Origin of the sequence: Ideonella sp. BN130291 (genome assembly GCF_036231905.1) — a bacterium.
Classification (GTDB): domain Bacteria; phylum Pseudomonadota; class Gammaproteobacteria; order Burkholderiales; family Burkholderiaceae_C; genus CAMLIZ01.
Map to the genome: position 1 here is coordinate 155,506 of NZ_JAZARE010000006.1, position 16,957 is coordinate 172,462.

Sequence of the window (16,957 nt, forward strand, 5' to 3'; positions counted from 1 at the left end):
GTGGCGGATCACAGCGCGGAGAAGACGCTGCGCACAAGCGCATTGCAGAACGGCGGCACCAGCGTGCCGTGGTACTGCGCGGTGGCGTTGGAGCCGGCCGCGGCCTTGGCCTGCTGGAAGCCGCCGTAGATCTGGTCTCCCGCGGCGCCGGCCGGCAAGGTGGCGCGGTTTTCGAGGTCGAAGGCCGCAACCGGCGTGACGCCCTGCGTGGCGAACGCGCTCACCGCGGCGGTGGTGTTCACCTGGTAGAACACGGTGGGGTCGTTGAAGCCGCCACAGAGTGCGACCGGATGTTGCGGCTTCCAGACGATCGGCGTGGTGTTGTCGAAGCCGGCCAGCGTGTTGGTGACCGAATCCTTGCGGTAACCGGAGGTCGAATACCCGGCGCGGAAGGTGTCGGTCAGCAGGCCACCGGTACCAAACAGCTTGGTGAAGGTCGGATCAGCGGGGAGCTTGCCTGCGGCGATCAGCTGGTCCAGCGGAGTGTCGGTGGGGAACAGCGTTTCCGCGGTGGCGGCGAAGGGGGCCTGGTAGGCGTCCGCGGCCGTCGCGTACACGTTGTGGTAGGACTTCTGGTAGCTGGTGAGCAACAGCGGCGTGAAGATGGTCGCGCCTGCGTTGATCGGGCCCGGGCCGGTCACCACGTCGGCCATGGTCACCAGGTTGTACGGGCCCGACATGCCGGCGGACGCGGTCACGGTGAACTCGCCCGAATAGTCGCGCTCCAGGGCCCGGTGCGTCGCCATCGCAACGTGTCCGCCCTGCGAGTAGCCGGTGACGAAGAGCTTGCTGGAGGGCTTGGTGCCGGTGGTGGCGGCCAGATGGGCCTTGGCGGCACGCAGGCCGTCCACCATGTCCACCGCCTGTGCCTCGGCATTCAGGTAGGGGTGCCATTCCAGCGACGATTTGTCGTAGCCCAGGTAGTTGGGGGCCACGACCACGAAGCCTTGGGCCGCGTACATCGCGACCACGAGCGAGCCTTCCGCCCCGCCGGCGTTGTTGAAGGCGCCGGTGGTGGTGCTGCGGGAGATGTCGGCGATGTTGTAAGACTTCGCGGTGGTGGTGCCGTGGGCATACAGCACCACGGGGCGCTCACCGCTGCATTGCGGCGCGCTGCCCGAGGGCACGAACACCGCGGCCGACGCAGTGGCCGGTGCGCCGGCCGGATCGCGCGTCATGTAGAGCACGTAGCGAATGTCCACGTCGCACGCCGCCGGGCCGGTGAGGGCCTGGATGCCGGAGGCGGTGGTGCCCGCATTGATCTGCGCGGTGGTGGCCTGGCCGGCCAGCTGTGCTGTGATGATGGTGCCGCGCGGCGGGGGCGGATCGTCGCCGCCGCCACCGCACGCCGCCAACATGGCGCTGACCACGACGGTCAGCACGCCTGCATGAATCCTGTTCATCGAAACAACCCCTTTGCCAAGCAGCAGAAGACAAAAAGCGAACGAGCGTTCGCTTTTGTTGAAGTCACTATACGGGCAGGTTTCCATGGCTCCGAGCCGGGGAAACCCGGCTTGGGGCGGCGCCTCTAACCACCGGCTCGGCGATGAAAAAAGCCGCCTCGGAGGCGGCTTTTGCAAGGCAGCGGCCAGCGCCGTCAGAACGGGTTGCTGATGGCGCGATTGGCGGCCAGCGAGCCGATGGACGACTGCCCCACCGGGCTCAGCATGGTGCTGCCGGCCCACAGGTGCGACGTCGAGCTGATACCCGTCGCCAGGTTGGCGGTGGTGCAGCCCAGCAGGTCGGCCGTGGCCGGTGCGGTGCAGGCCGCCGCGGTGACGTTCAGTCCCGTGGAAAAGTTGGTCAGGTTCTGGATCGCGGTGTCGCCGAACACCAGGCCGATCAGGTGACCGTCGTTGATCAGGTTCAGCTGCAAGGCCGTATTGAACTCCAGGGTCATGCGCGACAGCAGCGCGGCACGGCCGGGGTTGGCCGTCTCCTGGGCGCGCGCAAACGGGGTGAGGCCGACGTCCGGGATACGGACCACGATGACCGCCGGGCCGGCCACGGCAATGCGGTTGGCTTGCTCCGCCAGCGCCTTGGCCCGCACGCGCAGGTTGTCCATGATGGTCGCTTCGGGCGTCGCCGGGTACAGCGCGTACTGTTCGAGCACGTCGTTCTGGCCCGCCATCAGGGTGACGACGTCCTTGTCGGTAAAGCCGCCGTTGCTGGTGGCGAGGAAGTTGTCGATCTGGGTGGCGATGTCGGTCGACTTGGCGCTGACGGTGGCCAGGATCTTGCCGCTGGACGTCGCGGCACTGCCCTTGCACTCGTCGAACACCAGGCCGAAGGCCGAGGCCACGCTCTGGATCCACAGCGGGTTGCTGGTGCACACCGCCACGGCTGGCGGATTGGGGTTCTCCGCGGAACTGGCCGGCGCAGCGAACGAATTGATCGTGTACTTGAGGCCCTGCGAGGTGCCGTTGGGCACGATCACGCTGGCCTCGTCGCCGAACGCGAGGATGCGGTTGGGCCGGAAGGGATCGATCTGATCGCCGCCGCCACAACCAGCCAGGGCCAGCAACGCCGCAGCGGCCGCTCCTGCGAAGCAGCGCAACGCAGCGCGCGCGGAAATACCTGAGAACTTCATCGAACCTCCAGATTGCCGGATGGATGGGCCGGGCCGATCACGCGGCCGCCGCCCGCTGCAGCCGGTCGCGCACGCCGTCCCAATCGGGCGTGTCGGGCGGCTGCTCCACCCAGATGAGCTGCGCACCCCGGTCATCGAAGTCGCGCAGCACCGAGAACAACTCCTGCGCCGCCTGCGCCGCGCTGTGCGGCATCCAGCGGTGCATCACGGTGCCGGTGGGCCCGCTCGGGCGCACCGTGCGGGAATATACCGCCAGCGTGTGAACGGCCCCGTTCTCACCAGCCAGGGCATCGAGGGCATCGGCCAGCTCGGCGCCGGCCATGAGGCGAACACGGGCGTTGGGCGCGTAGTGCGCCTCCAGCGTGCCGGACGCACGCGGCGCCTGCGCATCGCGGTCGTGCAGGGGCTCGCCAAGCACCGCCTCGATCTGCGCGCGGGTCAGCACGCCCGGACGCAGCAGCACCGCATGGCCACGGGTGCAGTCCACGATGCTGGACTCGATGCCCACCGCACAGGCGCCGCCGTCCAGCACCATCAGCGCCGGCCCGAACTCGTCGGCCACATGCTGGGCGGTGGTGGGGCTCACGCGCCCGAAGCGGTTGGCGCTGGGCGCGGCCACGCCTTTCACCCCGCGCTGCGCCGCCGCCTGCAGCAGGGCGTGGGCCACGGGATGCGCCGGGCAGCGCAGGCCCACGCTGGCCTGGCCGCCGGCCGCCGCGCTGGCACGCTCGGGCCGGCGCGGCACGATGATGGTCAGGGGCCCGGGCCAGAAGGCCTGCATCAGGCGCTGCGCCAGCGGCGACAGCTCGGCGGCGAACTGGCCCGCCTGCGCCGCATCGGCCAGGTGCACGATGAGCGGGTGGTCGGCCGGCCGGCCCTTGGCGGCAAAGATGCCGGCCACCGCTGCGTCGTCATCGGCCCGCGCACCCAGCCCATAGACGGTTTCAGTGGGAAACGCCACCAGGCCGCCAGCGACCAGCTGGTCCGCCGCAGCTGCGATCGCAGCCGGCTCGGTGCCTGGATGCAGCGGCATGCGGCGTCAGAAGGCCGGCAGGCCGAGTATGCGGGCCACCTGCAACGCAATGTCGCGTGCGGCCTGCGCCGTGGCGGCGGTCACCGTGAGGTGGCCCATCTTGCGGCCGCGGCGCGCCTGGGCCTTGCCGTACAGGTGGAGGTGCACACCGGGCACGGCCAGCACCTGCGCCCAGGCGGGCGTGCGCTCGGTGCCGCCGGCATCGAACCACAGGTCGCCCAGCAGGTTGAGCATCACGGCCGGCGAGTGCAGCCGCGGCGCCACCAGCGGCAGGCCGGTCATCGCGCGCACCTGCAGCTCGAACTGCGACACGTCGCAGGCATCGATGCTGTAGTGGCCCGAGTTGTGCGGCCGCGGCGCCATCTCGTTGGCGACCAGCGTGCCGTCGGCCAACACGAAGAACTCCACGCACAGCACGCCCACGTAGTCGAGCGACGCGGCGATGCGCTCGGCGCACGCCACGGCCTGCTGCCGCTGCGCTTCGCTCGCGTCCGGGGCCGGCACCTGGGTGACCGCCAGGATGCCGTCGCGGTGCAGGTTCTGCTGTACCGGCAGGTGCACCACTTCACCATCCCGGCTGCGCGCGACCACCACGCTGAGTTCGAGCGCCAGGGGCAGCATCTTCTCCAGCACGCAAGGCGCCTGCTTCAGCTCGCCCCAGGCCTGCGCGAGCTCGGCGCGGTCGCGCACCCGCACCTGGCCCTTGCCGTCGTAGCCCATGCGCGCGGTTTTCAGGATGCCGGGCAGCAGCTCATCGCCCACAGCATCCAGCTGCGCCTGCGTCTGGATCAGCGCATGGGGCGCGCACGGCACGCCGCAGCGCACGAACTGCGCCTTCTCGGCCGCCCTGTCCTGGCACACGGCCACCGCCGCGGCCGACGGCGCCACCGGCCGCTGGCCCGCCAGCGTGGCCAGGGCTTCGGCCGGCACGTTCTCGAACTCGGTGGTCACGGCGGCGCTGCGGGCGGCCAGCTCACGCAGGCCGTCAGCGTCCAGGTAGCCGGTGCGCACATGGTGGTGGGACACCGTGCCGGCCGGACTGTCGGCATCGGCGTCCAGCACCGCGGTGGCATAACCCAGGGCCTGGGCCGCGTGCACGAACATGCGACCGAGCTGGCCGCCACCCAGCACACCCAGCGTGGCACCTGGCAGGATGGGGGTTGTCATTTGAGCTCTTGTGTCATCGCGCGTGCCGCCTCGGTCTGGCGGGCGCGGTAGGCCTCCAGCCGGGCACGCAAGCTGGCGTCGGAATTGGCGAGCATGGCCACCGCGAACAGCGCCGCGTTGGCCGCGCCCGCGGTGCCGATCGCAAAGGTGGCCACCGGAATCCCCTTCGGCATCTGCACGATCGAATGCAGCGAATCCACGCCCTGCAGGTGGCGGCTGGCCACCGGCACGCCGAGCACCGGCACGGTGGTCTTGGCGGCCAGCATGCCGGGCAGGTGGGCGGCGCCGCCGGCACCGGCGATGATGGCCTGCAAGCCCCGCGCAGCCGCGCCTTCGGCATAGGCGAACATGTCGTCGGGCATGCGGTGCGCGGAGACAACACGCGCTTCATGGGGGATGCCGAACTCGGCGAGAATCTGGGCCGCGTGCCGCAGGGTGTCCCAGTCGCTGCTGGACCCCATCACCACGCCGACCACGGGAGGGGCGCTCGTCAAGGCTCGCTCCGGGGCTTGAGAAAACCTTGAATTGTAGGCGGCGTGCTCCCACGTCCTTCCCATGATCGACATCACCCTCCAAAACTTCGAAGCCGACCTGATCCAGGACTCGCTGCGCCAACCGGTGCTGCTGGACATCTGGGCCCCCTGGTGCGGGCCGTGCAAGGCGCTCAGCCCCATCCTGGAGAAGCTGGAGGTGGAGTACGCCGGCCGCTTCAAGCTGGCCAAGCTCAACAGCGATGAGCAGCCCGAGATCGCCGGCCAGCTGAGCCAGGCCTTCGGCGTGCGCAGCATCCCGTTCTGCGTGCTGTTCGACCAGGGCCAGCCGGTGGATGGTTTCGTCGGCGCCCTGCCCGAAGGGCAGATCCGCCAGTTCCTCGACAAGCACGTCCCCAGCCCGGAAGAGCTCGAGGCCGAGGAGCAGACGGAAGAGGCCGCCGACCTGGCGGCCCAGGGCGACACCGGCAGCGCACTCGACCGGCTGCAGCAGGCGGTGGCCATCGACCCGGCCAACGACGCCGTGCGCTGCGACTACGTCAAGCTGCTGCTGGAGCAGGGCCGCGTCGAGCAGGCCCGCCAGGCCTGGGAGCCGGTGGCCAGCAAGGCCATGCTGGACCAGCGCATCGCGGCGCTGGGCCACTGGCTGCAGGCTGCCGAAAAAGCCGGCAGCGCGCGCAGCGAAGCCGACCTGGCTGCCGCCATCGCGGCAAACCGGCGCGACTTCGACGCACGCTTCGAACTGGCGCAGACCCACCTCGCCGCCGGCCGCTTCACCCAGGCCATGGATGAGCTGCTCGAGATCATCATGCGCGACAAGGCCTGGAACGACGAGCTCGCGCGCAAGACCTACGTGAGCATCCTGGAGCTGATGACCAAGCCGGCACCCAAGCCGAGCGCAGCGGCCGAAGCCAAGGGCACGCTGGAGCTCACCGGCAAGGCCGCCGTGGCGCCCGCCGACCCGGTGGTGGACCAGTATCGGCGCAAGCTCAGCATGGCGCTGTTCTGACGCGCCATGCCGGCGCGCATCAGGCCGGCGTGATGCCGTCGAGCGCCGCGTCCAACAGGGCGGCCTGGCGGCGCTGGTCCTGCCGGTGGGTCTCGCAATCGCGCTGGGCCGCCTCGGTGAGCGACGCAGCGGTCGCCTCATCGCCAAGCTGCTGGAACACCTGCGCCAGCCGGGCCTGGGCCATGGCCCGGTCGTCGGTGTCGCATGGCGCCTGCAGGCCCTGCAAGGCCTGATCTGCGTCCACCCGGCCCTCGGCGTGGCGGTCCAGCTGAAGCAGGCACCAGGCCCGATCGGCCAGCACCACGGATTCCATGCGGGCGCGGAAGTGCGGCTCGCTCCGCGGCCAGCACTCGTCGAACAGCGCCAGCGCCTCGGCATGGCGGCCTTCGAGCACCAGCAACTGCGCGCGCAGCAGCGGGCCCAGCCAGCTGAGGGATTGCACGCCGCTCACTGCATCGAACTGGCCGGACGATTCGGCGCTGATCACGGCGCCCACGGCGCGGCGCTCGCAATGGCGGTCGAACGCGGCCGCCCAGCGCGCCTGCGTGCCGCGCAGCGAGGCCTGGTTGTAGATCAGCGCACTGATCGCCGCATCGTCGCCGTCGGCCATCGCATGGGTGCGCGCGGCCGTGTACCACGGCTGGGCCTGGTCCATCAGGCCCGCGAAGTGGTAGCCACAGGCCACGGTGAGGTTGACGCGCCAGCGGGCGGCATGGTGGTCCGGCGCCGCCAGGCGCAAGGCCTCGGCGCACAGCTCGGCCATGCGCTCACGCTGGCAGCGCACGTACTCGGTGTGGGCCAGCCAGGCGGCACTCAGCGCCTGCAGGGGCCGCATCTGCGCCGCGGCGCTGAGCGCGCGGGCGCGCTGGAAGCGGTCATGCGCCGCATGGCTCAAGCGGCTGCCGTGTTCGATCTGGCCTTCGGCCAGCGCCAGCCAGCCGCTCACGGCGACATGGGGCTGGTCGGCAAACTGGCGCTGGATCTCCTTCAGCTGCGTCTGCGCCAGCTCCACCTTGCCATGGCGGCCGAGGAAGCCGGCGCGCTCGGCGCGCAGGCAGGCCAGCTGCACGGGATCGCGCGTGCGGGCAATTGCGGCGTCAAGCTTGGCGAGCAGGCGGGAAGCCATCGCGGGCTCACGCGGTCAGGCGCTGCAGCGCTTCCCGGTACTTCGCGGCCGTCTTCTCCACCACGTCCGCCGGCAGAGCGGGCGCGGGCGCCGTCTTGTTCCAGGGCTGGCCGTTCACCTGCGCCTGCTCAAGCCAGTCGCGCACGAACTGCTTGTCGTAGCTGGGCGGGTTGCGGCCGGCCTCGAAGGCGGCCTGGTAACCCTCCACCGGCCAGAAGCGCGAGGAGTCGGGCGTGAGCACCTCGTCCATCAGCGTGAGCGTGCCGTCGGCGTCCAGGCCGAATTCGAACTTGGTGTCCGCGATGATGATGCCCTTGCTGAGCGCGAAGTCGGCCGCCGCGCGGTACAGCCGTATCGAGACGTCGCGCACCTGAACCGCCAGCTCCAGCCCGATGGCCTGGGCGATCTGCTCGAAGCTCACGTTCTCGTCGTGTTCACCCACCGCCGCCTTGGTGGCGGGCGTGAAGATCGGCTGTGCCAGCTTGCCGGCATTCTTCAGGCCCTCGGGCAGCGCCACGCCACACACCGAGCGGCTGGCCTGGTATTCGGCCCAACCGGAGCCGGCCAGGTAACCGCGCACCACAGCCTCCACCGGCAGCGGCTTCAGGCGCTTGACCAGCATGGAGCGCTCGCGCACCTGCGCCACCTCGTCGGGCGCCACCACGCTTTCCGGCGCCTCGCCGGTCAGGTGATTGGGCACGATGCCCTTGAGCTTGTCGAACCAGAACAGCGCCATCTGCGTGAGCAGCGCACCCTTGCCGGGAATCGGCTCGCCCATCACCACGTCAAAGGCGGAGAGGCGGTCGCTGGCGACCATCAGGATGCGGTCCTCGCCCACCGCGTAGTTGTCGCGCACCTTGCCGCGGGCCAGCAAGGGAAGGGAATGCAGGGAGCTCTGGAGCAGCGCAGCGGTCACGGAGGGCCTCTCGAATTCAGCGCGAATTGTAGGTGCGGCCCTCAGCCCCAGAGAAAGAGCCCCGCCACCAATCCGGTGGTTGCGACCATGAGGAGGAACAGGTACAGCGCGCTGATGAACACGCCGCGCAGCACCGTCATCTTCCAGCGCCCGTCGTACACCGTGCGCAGGGCCCACACGCCATAGCCCACCACACCCAGCACGCCCCAGAAGGTGGCCGCATCGGGCAGCAGCCACAACGCCAGCAGCGCCAGGAACCAGAACGCATGCATGTGCAGGGCGAATACCACGTGCTCGCCATAACGCATGCGCCGGCTGCGGTAGGCCAGCATCACGATGGCTGCGAACACCGGCAACATCAGGAACACCGCGTAGGGCACCATCGATGTGAAGCGGGACAGGAAGTGCTCGCTGGCGCGTGGGTCCTGCTTCCAGCGCTGGGCGGCGCTCGCAATCGAGGTCTCCAGCCGGCCGCAGCGCGCGCCGGGCTTGAGGCATTCGGCGAGGTCCCCGGCGTCGTCCTCCACCACGCCCTCCTGCTCGATGGCCTGCTTCGGGTTGAGCAGGCCATGGCTGCCGGGCGGCGGCGGTGCACCCGGCATCAGCTTGATGATCAGGAAGAACAGGAAACTGCAGGTGAGGTACAGCCGCAGCGGCAGCACGTAGCGCCGGCGCCGGCCGGCAAAGTATTCGAGCGTGAGCTGGCCGGGCCGCGTGATCAGCAGCGTCAGCGTGCGCCACAGTGCGCCTTCCAGCGCGATGTAATGGCCGACGAATTCATGCAGGAACTCGCCCAGCGTGGGCGGGTGCAGCGCAGTCTCCTGGCCGCACTGCCCGCAGTAGCGCGGCGCGGGTGCCTGCAGGGCCAGTTCGCTGCCGCAGTTGCGGCACGCAGTGGCGGCATCGTGATGGTGCGACGTGTCGCTCAACGGAAGGCTCCCTCTCTCGCCGGTCGGCGCGCGATTATCGGCGGCCCAATGACAACGGGCGCCTTTCGGCGCCCGTCGCAAGGCCGGCCCATCGGCCGGCCGGTGTGCTGGCTTATTGCACCACCTGGGCCAGCTCGCCGCTGGCATAGGCCTTGGCCACGTCGGTCAGCGCGCGGGCCTTGATCTTGGGCGCCTGGCCCTCGCAGCCGAATTCCATGTAGCGCTGCTTGCAGATCGCCTTGGCGGCCTCGCGCGCGGGCTTCATCCACTCGCGCATGTCGAACTTGTCGGGGCTTTCGGCAAAGAGCTTGCGCACCGCGGCGGTCATCGCCAGGCGGATGTCAGTGTCGATGTTGATCTTGCGCACACCGTGCTTGATGGCCTCCTGGATCTCCTCCACCGGCACGCCGTAGGTTTCCTTCATGTTGCCGCCGTACTTGCGGATCTCGGCCAGCAGGTCCTGCGGCACGCTGGAGCTGCCGTGCATCACGAGGTGGGTGTTGGGAATGCGGCGGTGGATCTCCTTGATGCGGTCGATCGCGAGGATGTCGCCGGTGGGCTTGCGGCTGAACTTGTAGGCGCCGTGGCTGGTGCCGATGGCGATGGCCAGTGCGTCCAGCTGGGTCTTCTTCACGAAGTCGGCCGCCTGTTCGGGGTCGGTGAGCAGCTGCTCGCGCGTCATGGTGGCGTCGGTGCCGTGGCCGTCTTCCTTGTCGCCGCGCATGGTTTCCAGCGAGCCCAGGCAGCCGAGTTCACCCTCGACCGTGACGCCCAGCTTGTGCGCCATGTCCACCACCTTCTTGGTGACATCGACGTTGTACTCGTAGCTGGCGATGGTCTTGCCGTCGGCTTCCAGCGAGCCGTCCATCATCACCGAGGTGAAGCCCAGGTCGATGGCGCCCTTGCAGACGTCCGGGCTCTGGCCGTGGTCCTGGTGCATCACCAGCGGCACGGTGGGGTAGGCCTCCAGGGCCGCCAGGATCAGGTGCTTGATGAAGGGCTCGCCGGCGTATTTGCGGGCACCGGCGCTGGCCTGCAGGATCACCGGGGCGCCCACCTCGGCGGCGGCCGACATCACGGCTTGCACCTGCTCCAGGTTGTTGACGTTGAACGCCGGGATGCCATAGCCGTTTTCGGCGGCATGGTCGAGCAGCTGGCGCATCGAGACGAGTGGCATGACGGTCTCCAGAAGTGAAAAAACTTTGGCGGCGCGTGGGCAGCGCTTGGGGGTGTCGCCGGCGGAGAAGCAAGACAGGTGCCCTCGGCCGACTGTGCGCCGTAACCGCGCCGTAACTCAAGGGATTCTAACGATCACCCTGCTGGCCGGCCGGGCCGGCAGCTCCTACACTGCCGCCACCCCGCGAACCGGTGGACGGCGTTTGCCACCACCCTGCACATCACACAACAGCGGGGCAACCCTGGAGGGAAATCATGGACACCCTGGTCTATCCGCGCGAGCGCACACTCGGCACCATCACCCTGGTGGTGGGCAGCATCCTGTGGCTGCTCATCGCCGTGGGCACCGTCGGCATCGTGCTGCTGTACCTGCTGATGGGTTTCATCGCCTACCTGTTCGCGCAGTCGGCACTCATCGCCTACATCCGCAACACCGCGGTGCAGCTGTCGCCGCAGCAGTTGCCCGACCTGCATGAGCGCTTCCTCGCCTGCTGCGAAAAGCTCAAAATCGACACCCCGCCCGAGGCCTATGTGCTGCAGGGCAACGGGCTGCTCAACGCGTTTGCCGCCCGTTTTCTCGGGCGCCATTTCGTGGTGCTGCTGTCGGACGTGGTGGACGCGCTGGAGCCGCTGCCCGACGGCCTCAACTTCTACATCGGCCATGAGCTGGGCCACATCCGCATGAAGCACATGACCGGGCAGATCTGGCGCTGGCCGGTGCTGTGGCTACCCCTGCTCGGCGCCGCCTATTCGCGCGCCAAAGAGAGCACCTGCGACCGCCACGGCCTCGCCTGCTGCGAGAGCCCGGAATCCGCCGCCCGCGCGCTGGCGGTGCTGGCCGCCGGCAGCCGGCGCTGGCAGACCGTGGACCTGCGCCACTACGCCCGCCAGGCGCAGGAGAACAACGGCTTCTGGGCCGCCTTCCATGAGCTGGTGGGCGGTTACCCGTGGCTGACCAAGCGGGTGGCGCGGGTGATCAAGCCGGACGCCCGCATGCCCGGCCGCAGCCCGTTCGCCTACCTGCTGGCGCTGTTCGTGCCCTATGGCGGGCGCATGGGCTCGGCTGCTGGCCCGCTGATCGTGGTGGCGATCATCGGCGTGCTGGCCGCCGTAGCGCTGCCCGCCTACCAGGACTACACCCAGCGCGCCAAGGTGCAGGCGGCCTGGAACCAGGGCAGCGGCGCCCGCGAGACGCTCGCCCGCTTCTACGACAGCCAGCACCGCGCACCCCAGTCGCTGGACGAAGCGGGCCTCGCCGACCGCCTGGCCGACGGCAGCGCGCTGAGCCTGGACGAAAAGCACATGGTGCTGACGGTGACCACCGCACTGGGTGAGCTGGCGATGGTGCCGCAGCTGGACGCCCAGGGCAAAGTGCACTGGGCCTGCCAGGCCGGCGAGGGCCTGCGCCCGGCCGCGCTGCCCGCCAGCTGCAAGGCGGCCCCCGCGCCGCGCTGACGGCGGCGGCTTCAACTGGCCCGCAAAGGGCCGGTTATTCCACGTTTGGGCCGGCCGGCGCGGCGCAGACACTGGCATGAGGACCGCTCCCCCTGCCAGCGATGCAACGCCTCAACCTGACCGCCATGACCTCGTGGATCACCGCCGCTGCGCTGCAGCGGCCGGATGACCTGGCCAGCCTGGTGATGGAGCGCACTGGCGCCAGCCGCGCTTCGGCGCTGAAGGCGCTGCGCCGGTTGGTGGCCATGCAATGGCTGCAGCGCAGCGGCAGCCGCCAGCGCCCGGTGTACGCACCCGGCCTGCTGCGCCAGGTGGTCAAGCGCTATCCGCTGGCCGGGTTGTCGGAAGACCTGCCCTGGTCACGCGACTTCGCGCCCAACTTCGCGCTCACGCCCGCCGTGGGCCGCATGCTGCAGCACGCCTTCCAGGAGCTGCTGAACAACGCCATCGACCACAGCGAGGGCACGGCGGTCACGATGTCGGTGCGGCAGACGCCCACCCAGGTGCAGCTGCTGGTGTCCGACGACGGACGCGGCCTGTTCGACCGGGTGCGCGAATCGTTCGACATCGACGATCCGATGCACGCGATGCTGGAGCTCAGCAAAGGCAAGCTGACCAGCGCGCCCGACCGCCACACCGGCCGCGGGCTGTTCTTCACTTCGCAGCTGGCCGACGTGTTCGACCTGCACGCCAACGGCTCGGCCTTCCAGCGCCGCGGCTGGGACGGCCCGGGCTGGCGCAGCGGCCGGCCGCTGCCGCGCCAGGGCACCTCGATCTACCTGGCGATTGCGCTGGACACCCGGCGCACGCTGGACTCGGTGCTGGACGCCTGGAGCTGCGACGGCAGCGGCGTGGCCTTCGACCGCACCAGCGTGTCGCTGCGCCTGCTGGCCGGCAGCAACATCGCGCTCGATTCACGCGCCCAGGCGCGCCGCGTGGTGGCCCGGCTGCAGCAGTTCCGCCGCGCCGAGGTGGATTTCGACGGGGTGCACGACATCGGCCACGGTTTCGCCGACGAGCTCTTCCGCGTGTTCGCTCAAAGTCACCCGGGCGTGCAGATCGTGCCGACGAACATGAGCGGCCGCGTCGCCGCCCTGGTCAACGCCGTGCACGCCGGCACGGCCTGAACCTCAGCCGACCCGGCAGACTTTGAGCATGTTGGTGCCGCCGGGGTAGCCCATCGGCTCGCCGCAGGTGATGGCGTAGGTATCACCGGGCTTCAGCACACCCCGCTCCACCAGCAGTGATTCCGCAGCCGCCAGCGCCTGGTCCCGGTCCTGGAAGGTGGGCATCGGCAGCGGCGTGACGTTGCGGAACAGTGCCATGCGGCGCTCGCTCACCGTCTGCGAGGTGAGGCCGTAGATCGGCACGTGCACGCGGTGGCGGCTCATCCACAGCGCGGTGGAGCCGCTTTCGGTCAGCGCCATGATCGCCTTGCAGCCCAGGTGGTGCGCGGTGAACAGCGCCCCCATGGCGATCGACTGGTCGATCCGGCCGAAGCGCTTGTTGGTGAAGTCGGCGTCCAGCGCCACGTCCTCGGCGCGCTCGGCGGCCTCGGCGATCGCGGCCATCGCTTCCACCGTTTCCACCGGGTACTTGCCGGCGGCGGTTTCGGCGCTGAGCATCACCGCGTCGGTGCCGTCCAGCACCGCGTTGGCCACGTCGCTCACCTCGGCGCGGGTGGGCACCGGGTTGACGATCATGGACTCCATCATCTGGGTGGCGGTGATCACCACCTTGTCCATCTCGCGTGCCATCTTGATCATGCGCTTCTGCAGCGCCGGCACCGCGGCGTTGCCCACCTCCACCGCCAGGTCGCCGCGCGCCACCATGATGCCGTCGCTGGCCTTGAGGATCTGGTCCAGCACGGGGATCGCCTCGCTGCGCTCGATCTTGGCGATCATGCCGGGCTTGTGGCGATACGGCTCGCCGGCCACGTTGGCCAGCTGGCGCGCCATCTCCATGTCGGTGGCGTTCTTGGGGAAGCTCACCGCCAGGTATTCGCACTGGAAGCTCATCGCGGTCTTGATGTCTTCCATGTCCTTGGCGGTCAGCGCCGGGGCGGTGAGGCCGCCGCCCGCCTTGTTGATGCCCTTGTTGTTGGACAGCTCGCCGCCGATCTTCACCGTGGTGTGCACCTGCTCGCCCTTGATGAACTCCACCGTCAGCACGATCAGGCCGTCGTTGAGCAGGAGCGTGTCGCCTGGCTTCACGTCGCGCGGCAGTTCCTTGTAGTCCAGGCTCACCCGCTCGATGTTGCCCAGCTCCTTCATGGCGGCGTCCAGGATGAAGCGTTCGCCGTTCTGGAGCTGGACCTTGCCTTCCTCGAACTTGCCGACCCGGATCTTCGGGCCCTGCAGGTCGGCCATGATGGCCACCGACTTGCCGACCTTGGCGGCCACCTCGCGCACCAAGGTGGCGCGGTCGATGTGGTCCTGCGCCTTGCCGTGCGAGAAATTCAGCCGCACCACGTCGACGCCGGCCCGGATGATCTGTTCCAGCACCTCCGGCGAGGAGGAGGCGGGGCCGAGCGTGGCAACGATCTTGGTCTGGCGTGGCATGGGGGCGGACTCCGGCAGCAAAGGCAACTTGTGATTATTGCGGCCGATGATGCCTCATCGGCCGTCAGAAGTTACCAGCAAGGAACAAGCGCAGGCTCAGCGTTGCTCCGCCGCGTCGGCCACCGCCAGGGCCGTCATGTTCACCACCCGCCGCACCGTGGCGGACGGCGTGAGGATGTGCGCCGGCTGCGCCGTGCCCAGCAGCACCGGCCCCACGGTGACGCCGTGGCCGCCCGTCATCTTGAGCACGTTGAACAGGATGTTGGCCGCATCCAGGTTGGGCATCACCAGCAGGTTGGCCTCGCCGGTGAGGCTGCTCTCGGGCAGGAAGCGGTCGCGCACCTCCTGCGACAAGGCAGCGTCGCCGTGCAGTTCGCCGTCGCATTCGATGCCGGGGGCCATCTGCTTGAACAGCTGTGCCGCCGCCCGCATGCGCCGGGCCGACTCGCGGGTGGACGAGCCGAACATCGAGTGCGACAGGAAGGCCACCTTGGGCGGCAGGCCGAAACGCTGCACTTCCTCGGCCGCCATCAGGGCGATCTGCGCCAGCGCTTCGGCGCTGGGCTGCTCGTTGACGAAGGTGTCGGTGAGGAACAGGGTGCGCGACTCCAGCAGCAGCGCGTTCATGGCGGCCAGGCCATGGGCCCCCGGCTTCACGCCGATCACGTTGCCGATGTGCTCCAGGTGGTGCTCGAAGCGGCCCACCAGGCCGCACAGCATCGCATCGGCGTCGCCGCGCTTGAGCAGCATGGTGGAGATGAGCGTGTTGGAGCGCCGCATGGCCGCCTTGGCCATCTCCGGCGTCACACCCTCGCGGCCCATCAGCTGGTGGTAGGCCTCCCAGCATTCGCGGAAACGCGGGTCGTCGTCCGGGTTCACCGCTTCGAAGTCGCGGTCCATCTTCAGGCGCAGGCCGGCGCGCTCGATGCGCATCTGCATCACCGACGGGCGGCCCACCAGGATGGGTTTGGCCAGGCCTTCGTCCAGCACCACCTGCACCGCACGCAGCACCCGCTCGTCCTCGCCTTCGGCATAGACCACCCGGCCGGGCTTGGCCTTGGCGGCGGCGAAGATCGGCCGCATCACCATGCCGGTCTGGTAGACGAAGCGGTGCAGGGACTGGCGGTAGGCGTCCAGGTCGGCAATCGGCCGGGTGGCCACGCCGCTCTCCTCCGCGGCCTTGGCCACCGCGGGTGCGATGCGCAGGATCAGGCGCGAGTCGAAGGGTTTGGGGATGATGTAGTCCGGCCCGAAGATGAGCTCCTGGCCGGCGTAGGCCGCCGCCACTTCGTCGCTGGTCTCCGCCTTGGCCAGCGCCGCGATCTCGCGCACGCAGGCCAGCTTCATCTCCTCGGTGATGCGGGTGGCACCGCAGTCCAGCGCGCCGCGGAAGATGTAGGGGAAGCACAGCACGTTGTTGACCTGGTTCGGATAGTCCGACCGGCCGGTGGCGACGATGCAATCGGGCTTCGCCTGCTTGGCCAGCTCAGGCCGGATCTCCGGCTCCGGGTTGGCCAGCGCCAGGATGATGGGCCGCGAACCCATGGTGGCCACCATCTCGGGCGTCAGCACGCCGGCGGTGGAGCAGCCGAGGAACACGTCGGCGCCGTGCATCACGTCGGCCAGCGTGCGCGCGGTGGTCTTCTGGCAGTAGCGCTGCTTGCTTTCGTCCAGCTTGCCGCTTTGCGCGTCGGCACGCTCATGCTGGATCACGCCCTTGGAGTCCACCACGAAGATGTGCTCGCGCTTCACGCCCAGGCCGACCATGATGTCCAGGCAGGCGATGGCGGCCGCACCGGCACCCGAAGCGACGAGCTTGATGCGGTCGATCGGCTTGCCCACCAGCTCCAGCCCGTTGAGCAGGGCGGCGCCGGAGATGATGGCGGTGCCGTGCTGGTCGTCGTGGAAGACCGGGATCTTCATGCGCGCCTTGAGCGCCTTCTCGATGTAGAAGCACTCGGGCGCCTTGATGTCCTCCAGGTTGACCCCGCCCAGCGTGGGCTCCAGGGCCGCAATGATCTCGATGAGCTTGTCCGGGTCCTTCTCGGCGAGCTCGATGTCGAACACGTCGATGCCGGCGAACTTCTTGAACAGGCACCCCTTGCCTTCCATCACCGGCTTGGCGGCCAGCGGGCCGATGTCGCCCAGGCCCAGCACCGCGGTGCCGTTGGTGATCACACCCACCAGGTTGCCGCGCGAGGTGTACTCGGCGGCGAGGTTCGGGTCCTGCTCGATCGCCAGGCAGGGATACGCCACGCCCGGGGAATACGCCAGCGACAGGTCGCGCTGGTTGGACAGCGGCTTGATCGGGTGCACCGCGATCTTGCCGCGCGCCGGCTTCTGGTGGTACTCGAAGGCGGCGTCACGCAACGCCTGTTCGGCCGGGGACAGCGGCTGGGCCATGGCTGAATTCCTCAAAATCGCGGGGACAGCGAGGTTACAGCCGCAAGCGGCGCTTGGCAGTACGTAGATGGCGCAGGCCCATGCCGCTTAGGCATGGGCCC

The 16,957-nt window shown here is 69.3% G+C and carries 14 protein-coding genes; 3 read left to right on the plus strand and 11 right to left on the minus strand.

Features of this window, described 5'->3' with window-relative positions:
* Positions 1–8: 8 nt before the first annotated feature.
* The 5 genes from VPH43_RS14375 to purE all read right to left on the minus strand — a co-directional run bounded on the left by VPH43_RS14375 (position 9) and on the right by purE (position 5,251).
* Positions 9–1,403, minus strand: a complete 1,395-nt coding sequence (locus tag VPH43_RS14375; RefSeq protein ID WP_328578410.1) for an alpha/beta hydrolase family protein — start codon at positions 1,401–1,403, stop codon at positions 9–11.
* A 194-nt stretch (positions 1,404–1,597) separates the two neighbouring features.
* Positions 1,598–2,590, minus strand: coding sequence for an SGNH/GDSL hydrolase family protein (locus tag VPH43_RS14380; RefSeq protein ID WP_328578411.1), 993 nt, complete (start codon positions 2,588–2,590; stop codon positions 1,598–1,600).
* A 37-nt stretch (positions 2,591–2,627) separates the two neighbouring features.
* Positions 2,628–3,623, minus strand: a complete 996-nt coding sequence (locus tag VPH43_RS14385) for an L-threonylcarbamoyladenylate synthase (protein WP_328578412.1) — start codon at positions 3,621–3,623, stop codon at positions 2,628–2,630.
* 6 nt (positions 3,624–3,629) lie between these two features.
* The gene (locus VPH43_RS14390; RefSeq protein WP_328578413.1) at positions 3,630–4,790 is read right to left on the minus strand and encodes a 5-(carboxyamino)imidazole ribonucleotide synthase; all 1,161 of its coding nucleotides are present in this window, start codon (positions 4,788–4,790) and stop codon (positions 3,630–3,632) included.
* A complete protein-coding gene (purE, locus tag VPH43_RS14395; protein WP_328578669.1) occupies positions 4,787–5,251 on the minus strand; it encodes a 5-(carboxyamino)imidazole ribonucleotide mutase in 465 nt (154 codons plus the stop codon). The genes VPH43_RS14390 and purE overlap by 4 nt, the downstream gene beginning before the upstream one ends.
* 94 nt (positions 5,252–5,345) lie before the next feature.
* Here purE and VPH43_RS14400 point away from each other — a divergent pair, with 94 nt between their 5' ends.
* Complete coding sequence (locus VPH43_RS14400) at positions 5,346–6,290, plus strand: tetratricopeptide repeat protein (protein WP_328578414.1); 945 nt, start codon at positions 5,346–5,348, stop codon at positions 6,288–6,290.
* Between the two features lie 19 nt (positions 6,291–6,309).
* Here VPH43_RS14400 and VPH43_RS14405 read toward each other — a convergent pair whose 3' ends face one another.
* The 4 genes from VPH43_RS14405 to fba form a co-directional block, all read right to left on the minus strand.
* Positions 6,310–7,416: a hypothetical protein gene (locus VPH43_RS14405; RefSeq protein WP_328578415.1), complete on the minus strand. Its 1,107-nt coding sequence runs from the start codon at positions 7,414–7,416 to the stop codon at positions 6,310–6,312.
* 7 nt (positions 7,417–7,423) lie between these two features.
* On the minus strand, positions 7,424–8,332 hold the full coding sequence (locus tag VPH43_RS14410) for a phosphoribosylaminoimidazolesuccinocarboxamide synthase (protein ID WP_328578416.1): 909 nt from the start codon (positions 8,330–8,332) through the stop codon (positions 7,424–7,426).
* Positions 8,333–8,373: 41 nt separating this feature from the next.
* Complete coding sequence (locus VPH43_RS14415; RefSeq protein ID WP_328578417.1) at positions 8,374–9,261, minus strand: DUF3667 domain-containing protein; 888 nt, start codon at positions 9,259–9,261, stop codon at positions 8,374–8,376.
* Between the two features lie 112 nt (positions 9,262–9,373).
* A complete protein-coding gene (gene fba, locus VPH43_RS14420; RefSeq protein ID WP_328578418.1) occupies positions 9,374–10,438 on the minus strand; it encodes a class II fructose-bisphosphate aldolase in 1,065 nt (354 codons plus the stop codon).
* A gap of 254 nt (positions 10,439–10,692) precedes the next feature.
* Between fba and VPH43_RS14425 the strand changes: the two genes are divergently transcribed.
* Together VPH43_RS14425 and VPH43_RS14430 are read left to right on the plus strand one after the other, a co-directional pair.
* A complete protein-coding gene (locus VPH43_RS14425) occupies positions 10,693–11,892 on the plus strand; it encodes a M48 family metalloprotease (RefSeq protein WP_328578419.1) in 1,200 nt (399 codons plus the stop codon).
* Positions 11,893–11,993: 101 nt separating this feature from the next.
* Positions 11,994–13,019 carry an STAS-like domain-containing protein gene (locus VPH43_RS14430; protein ID WP_328578420.1) on the plus strand — a complete coding sequence of 342 codons (1,026 nt, stop codon included), beginning with the start codon at positions 11,994–11,996 and terminating at the stop codon, positions 13,017–13,019.
* Between the two features lie 3 nt (positions 13,020–13,022).
* On the opposite strand, the gene pyk is transcribed toward VPH43_RS14430, so the two are convergent.
* Both pyk and VPH43_RS14440 read right to left on the minus strand, forming a co-directional pair.
* Positions 13,023–14,453: a pyruvate kinase gene (gene pyk / locus VPH43_RS14435; RefSeq protein ID WP_328578421.1), complete on the minus strand. Its 1,431-nt coding sequence runs from the start codon at positions 14,451–14,453 to the stop codon at positions 13,023–13,025.
* Positions 14,454–14,549: 96 nt separating this feature from the next.
* A complete protein-coding gene (locus VPH43_RS14440) occupies positions 14,550–16,856 on the minus strand; it encodes an NADP-dependent malic enzyme (protein ID WP_328578422.1) in 2,307 nt (768 codons plus the stop codon).
* Between the last annotated feature and the right edge of the window lie 101 nt (positions 16,857–16,957).

Coding starts and splice junctions, on each gene's coding strand:
- VPH43_RS14425 (WP_328578419.1), top strand. CDS start 10,693: ATGGACACCCTGGTCTATCCGCGCGAGCGCACACTCGGCACCATCACC.
- VPH43_RS14380 (WP_328578411.1), bottom strand. CDS start 2,590: ATGAAGTTCTCAGGTATTTCCGCGCGCGCTGCGTTGCGCTGCTTCGCA.
- pyk (WP_328578421.1), bottom strand. CDS start 14,453: ATGCCACGCCAGACCAAGATCGTTGCCACGCTCGGCCCCGCCTCCTCC.
- VPH43_RS14385 (WP_328578412.1), bottom strand. CDS start 3,623: ATGCCGCTGCATCCAGGCACCGAGCCGGCTGCGATCGCAGCTGCGGCG.
- VPH43_RS14400 (WP_328578414.1), top strand. CDS start 5,346: ATGATCGACATCACCCTCCAAAACTTCGAAGCCGACCTGATCCAGGAC.
- VPH43_RS14375 (WP_328578410.1), bottom strand. CDS start 1,403: ATGAACAGGATTCATGCAGGCGTGCTGACCGTCGTGGTCAGCGCCATG.
- fba (WP_328578418.1), bottom strand. CDS start 10,438: ATGCCACTCGTCTCGATGCGCCAGCTGCTCGACCATGCCGCCGAAAAC.
- purE (WP_328578669.1), bottom strand. CDS start 5,251: ATGGGGTCCAGCAGCGACTGGGACACCCTGCGGCACGCGGCCCAGATT.
- VPH43_RS14430 (WP_328578420.1), top strand. CDS start 11,994: ATGCAACGCCTCAACCTGACCGCCATGACCTCGTGGATCACCGCCGCT.
- VPH43_RS14390 (WP_328578413.1), bottom strand. CDS start 4,790: ATGACAACCCCCATCCTGCCAGGTGCCACGCTGGGTGTGCTGGGTGGC.
- VPH43_RS14440 (WP_328578422.1), bottom strand. CDS start 16,856: ATGGCCCAGCCGCTGTCCCCGGCCGAACAGGCGTTGCGTGACGCCGCC.
- VPH43_RS14405 (WP_328578415.1), bottom strand. CDS start 7,416: ATGGCTTCCCGCCTGCTCGCCAAGCTTGACGCCGCAATTGCCCGCACG.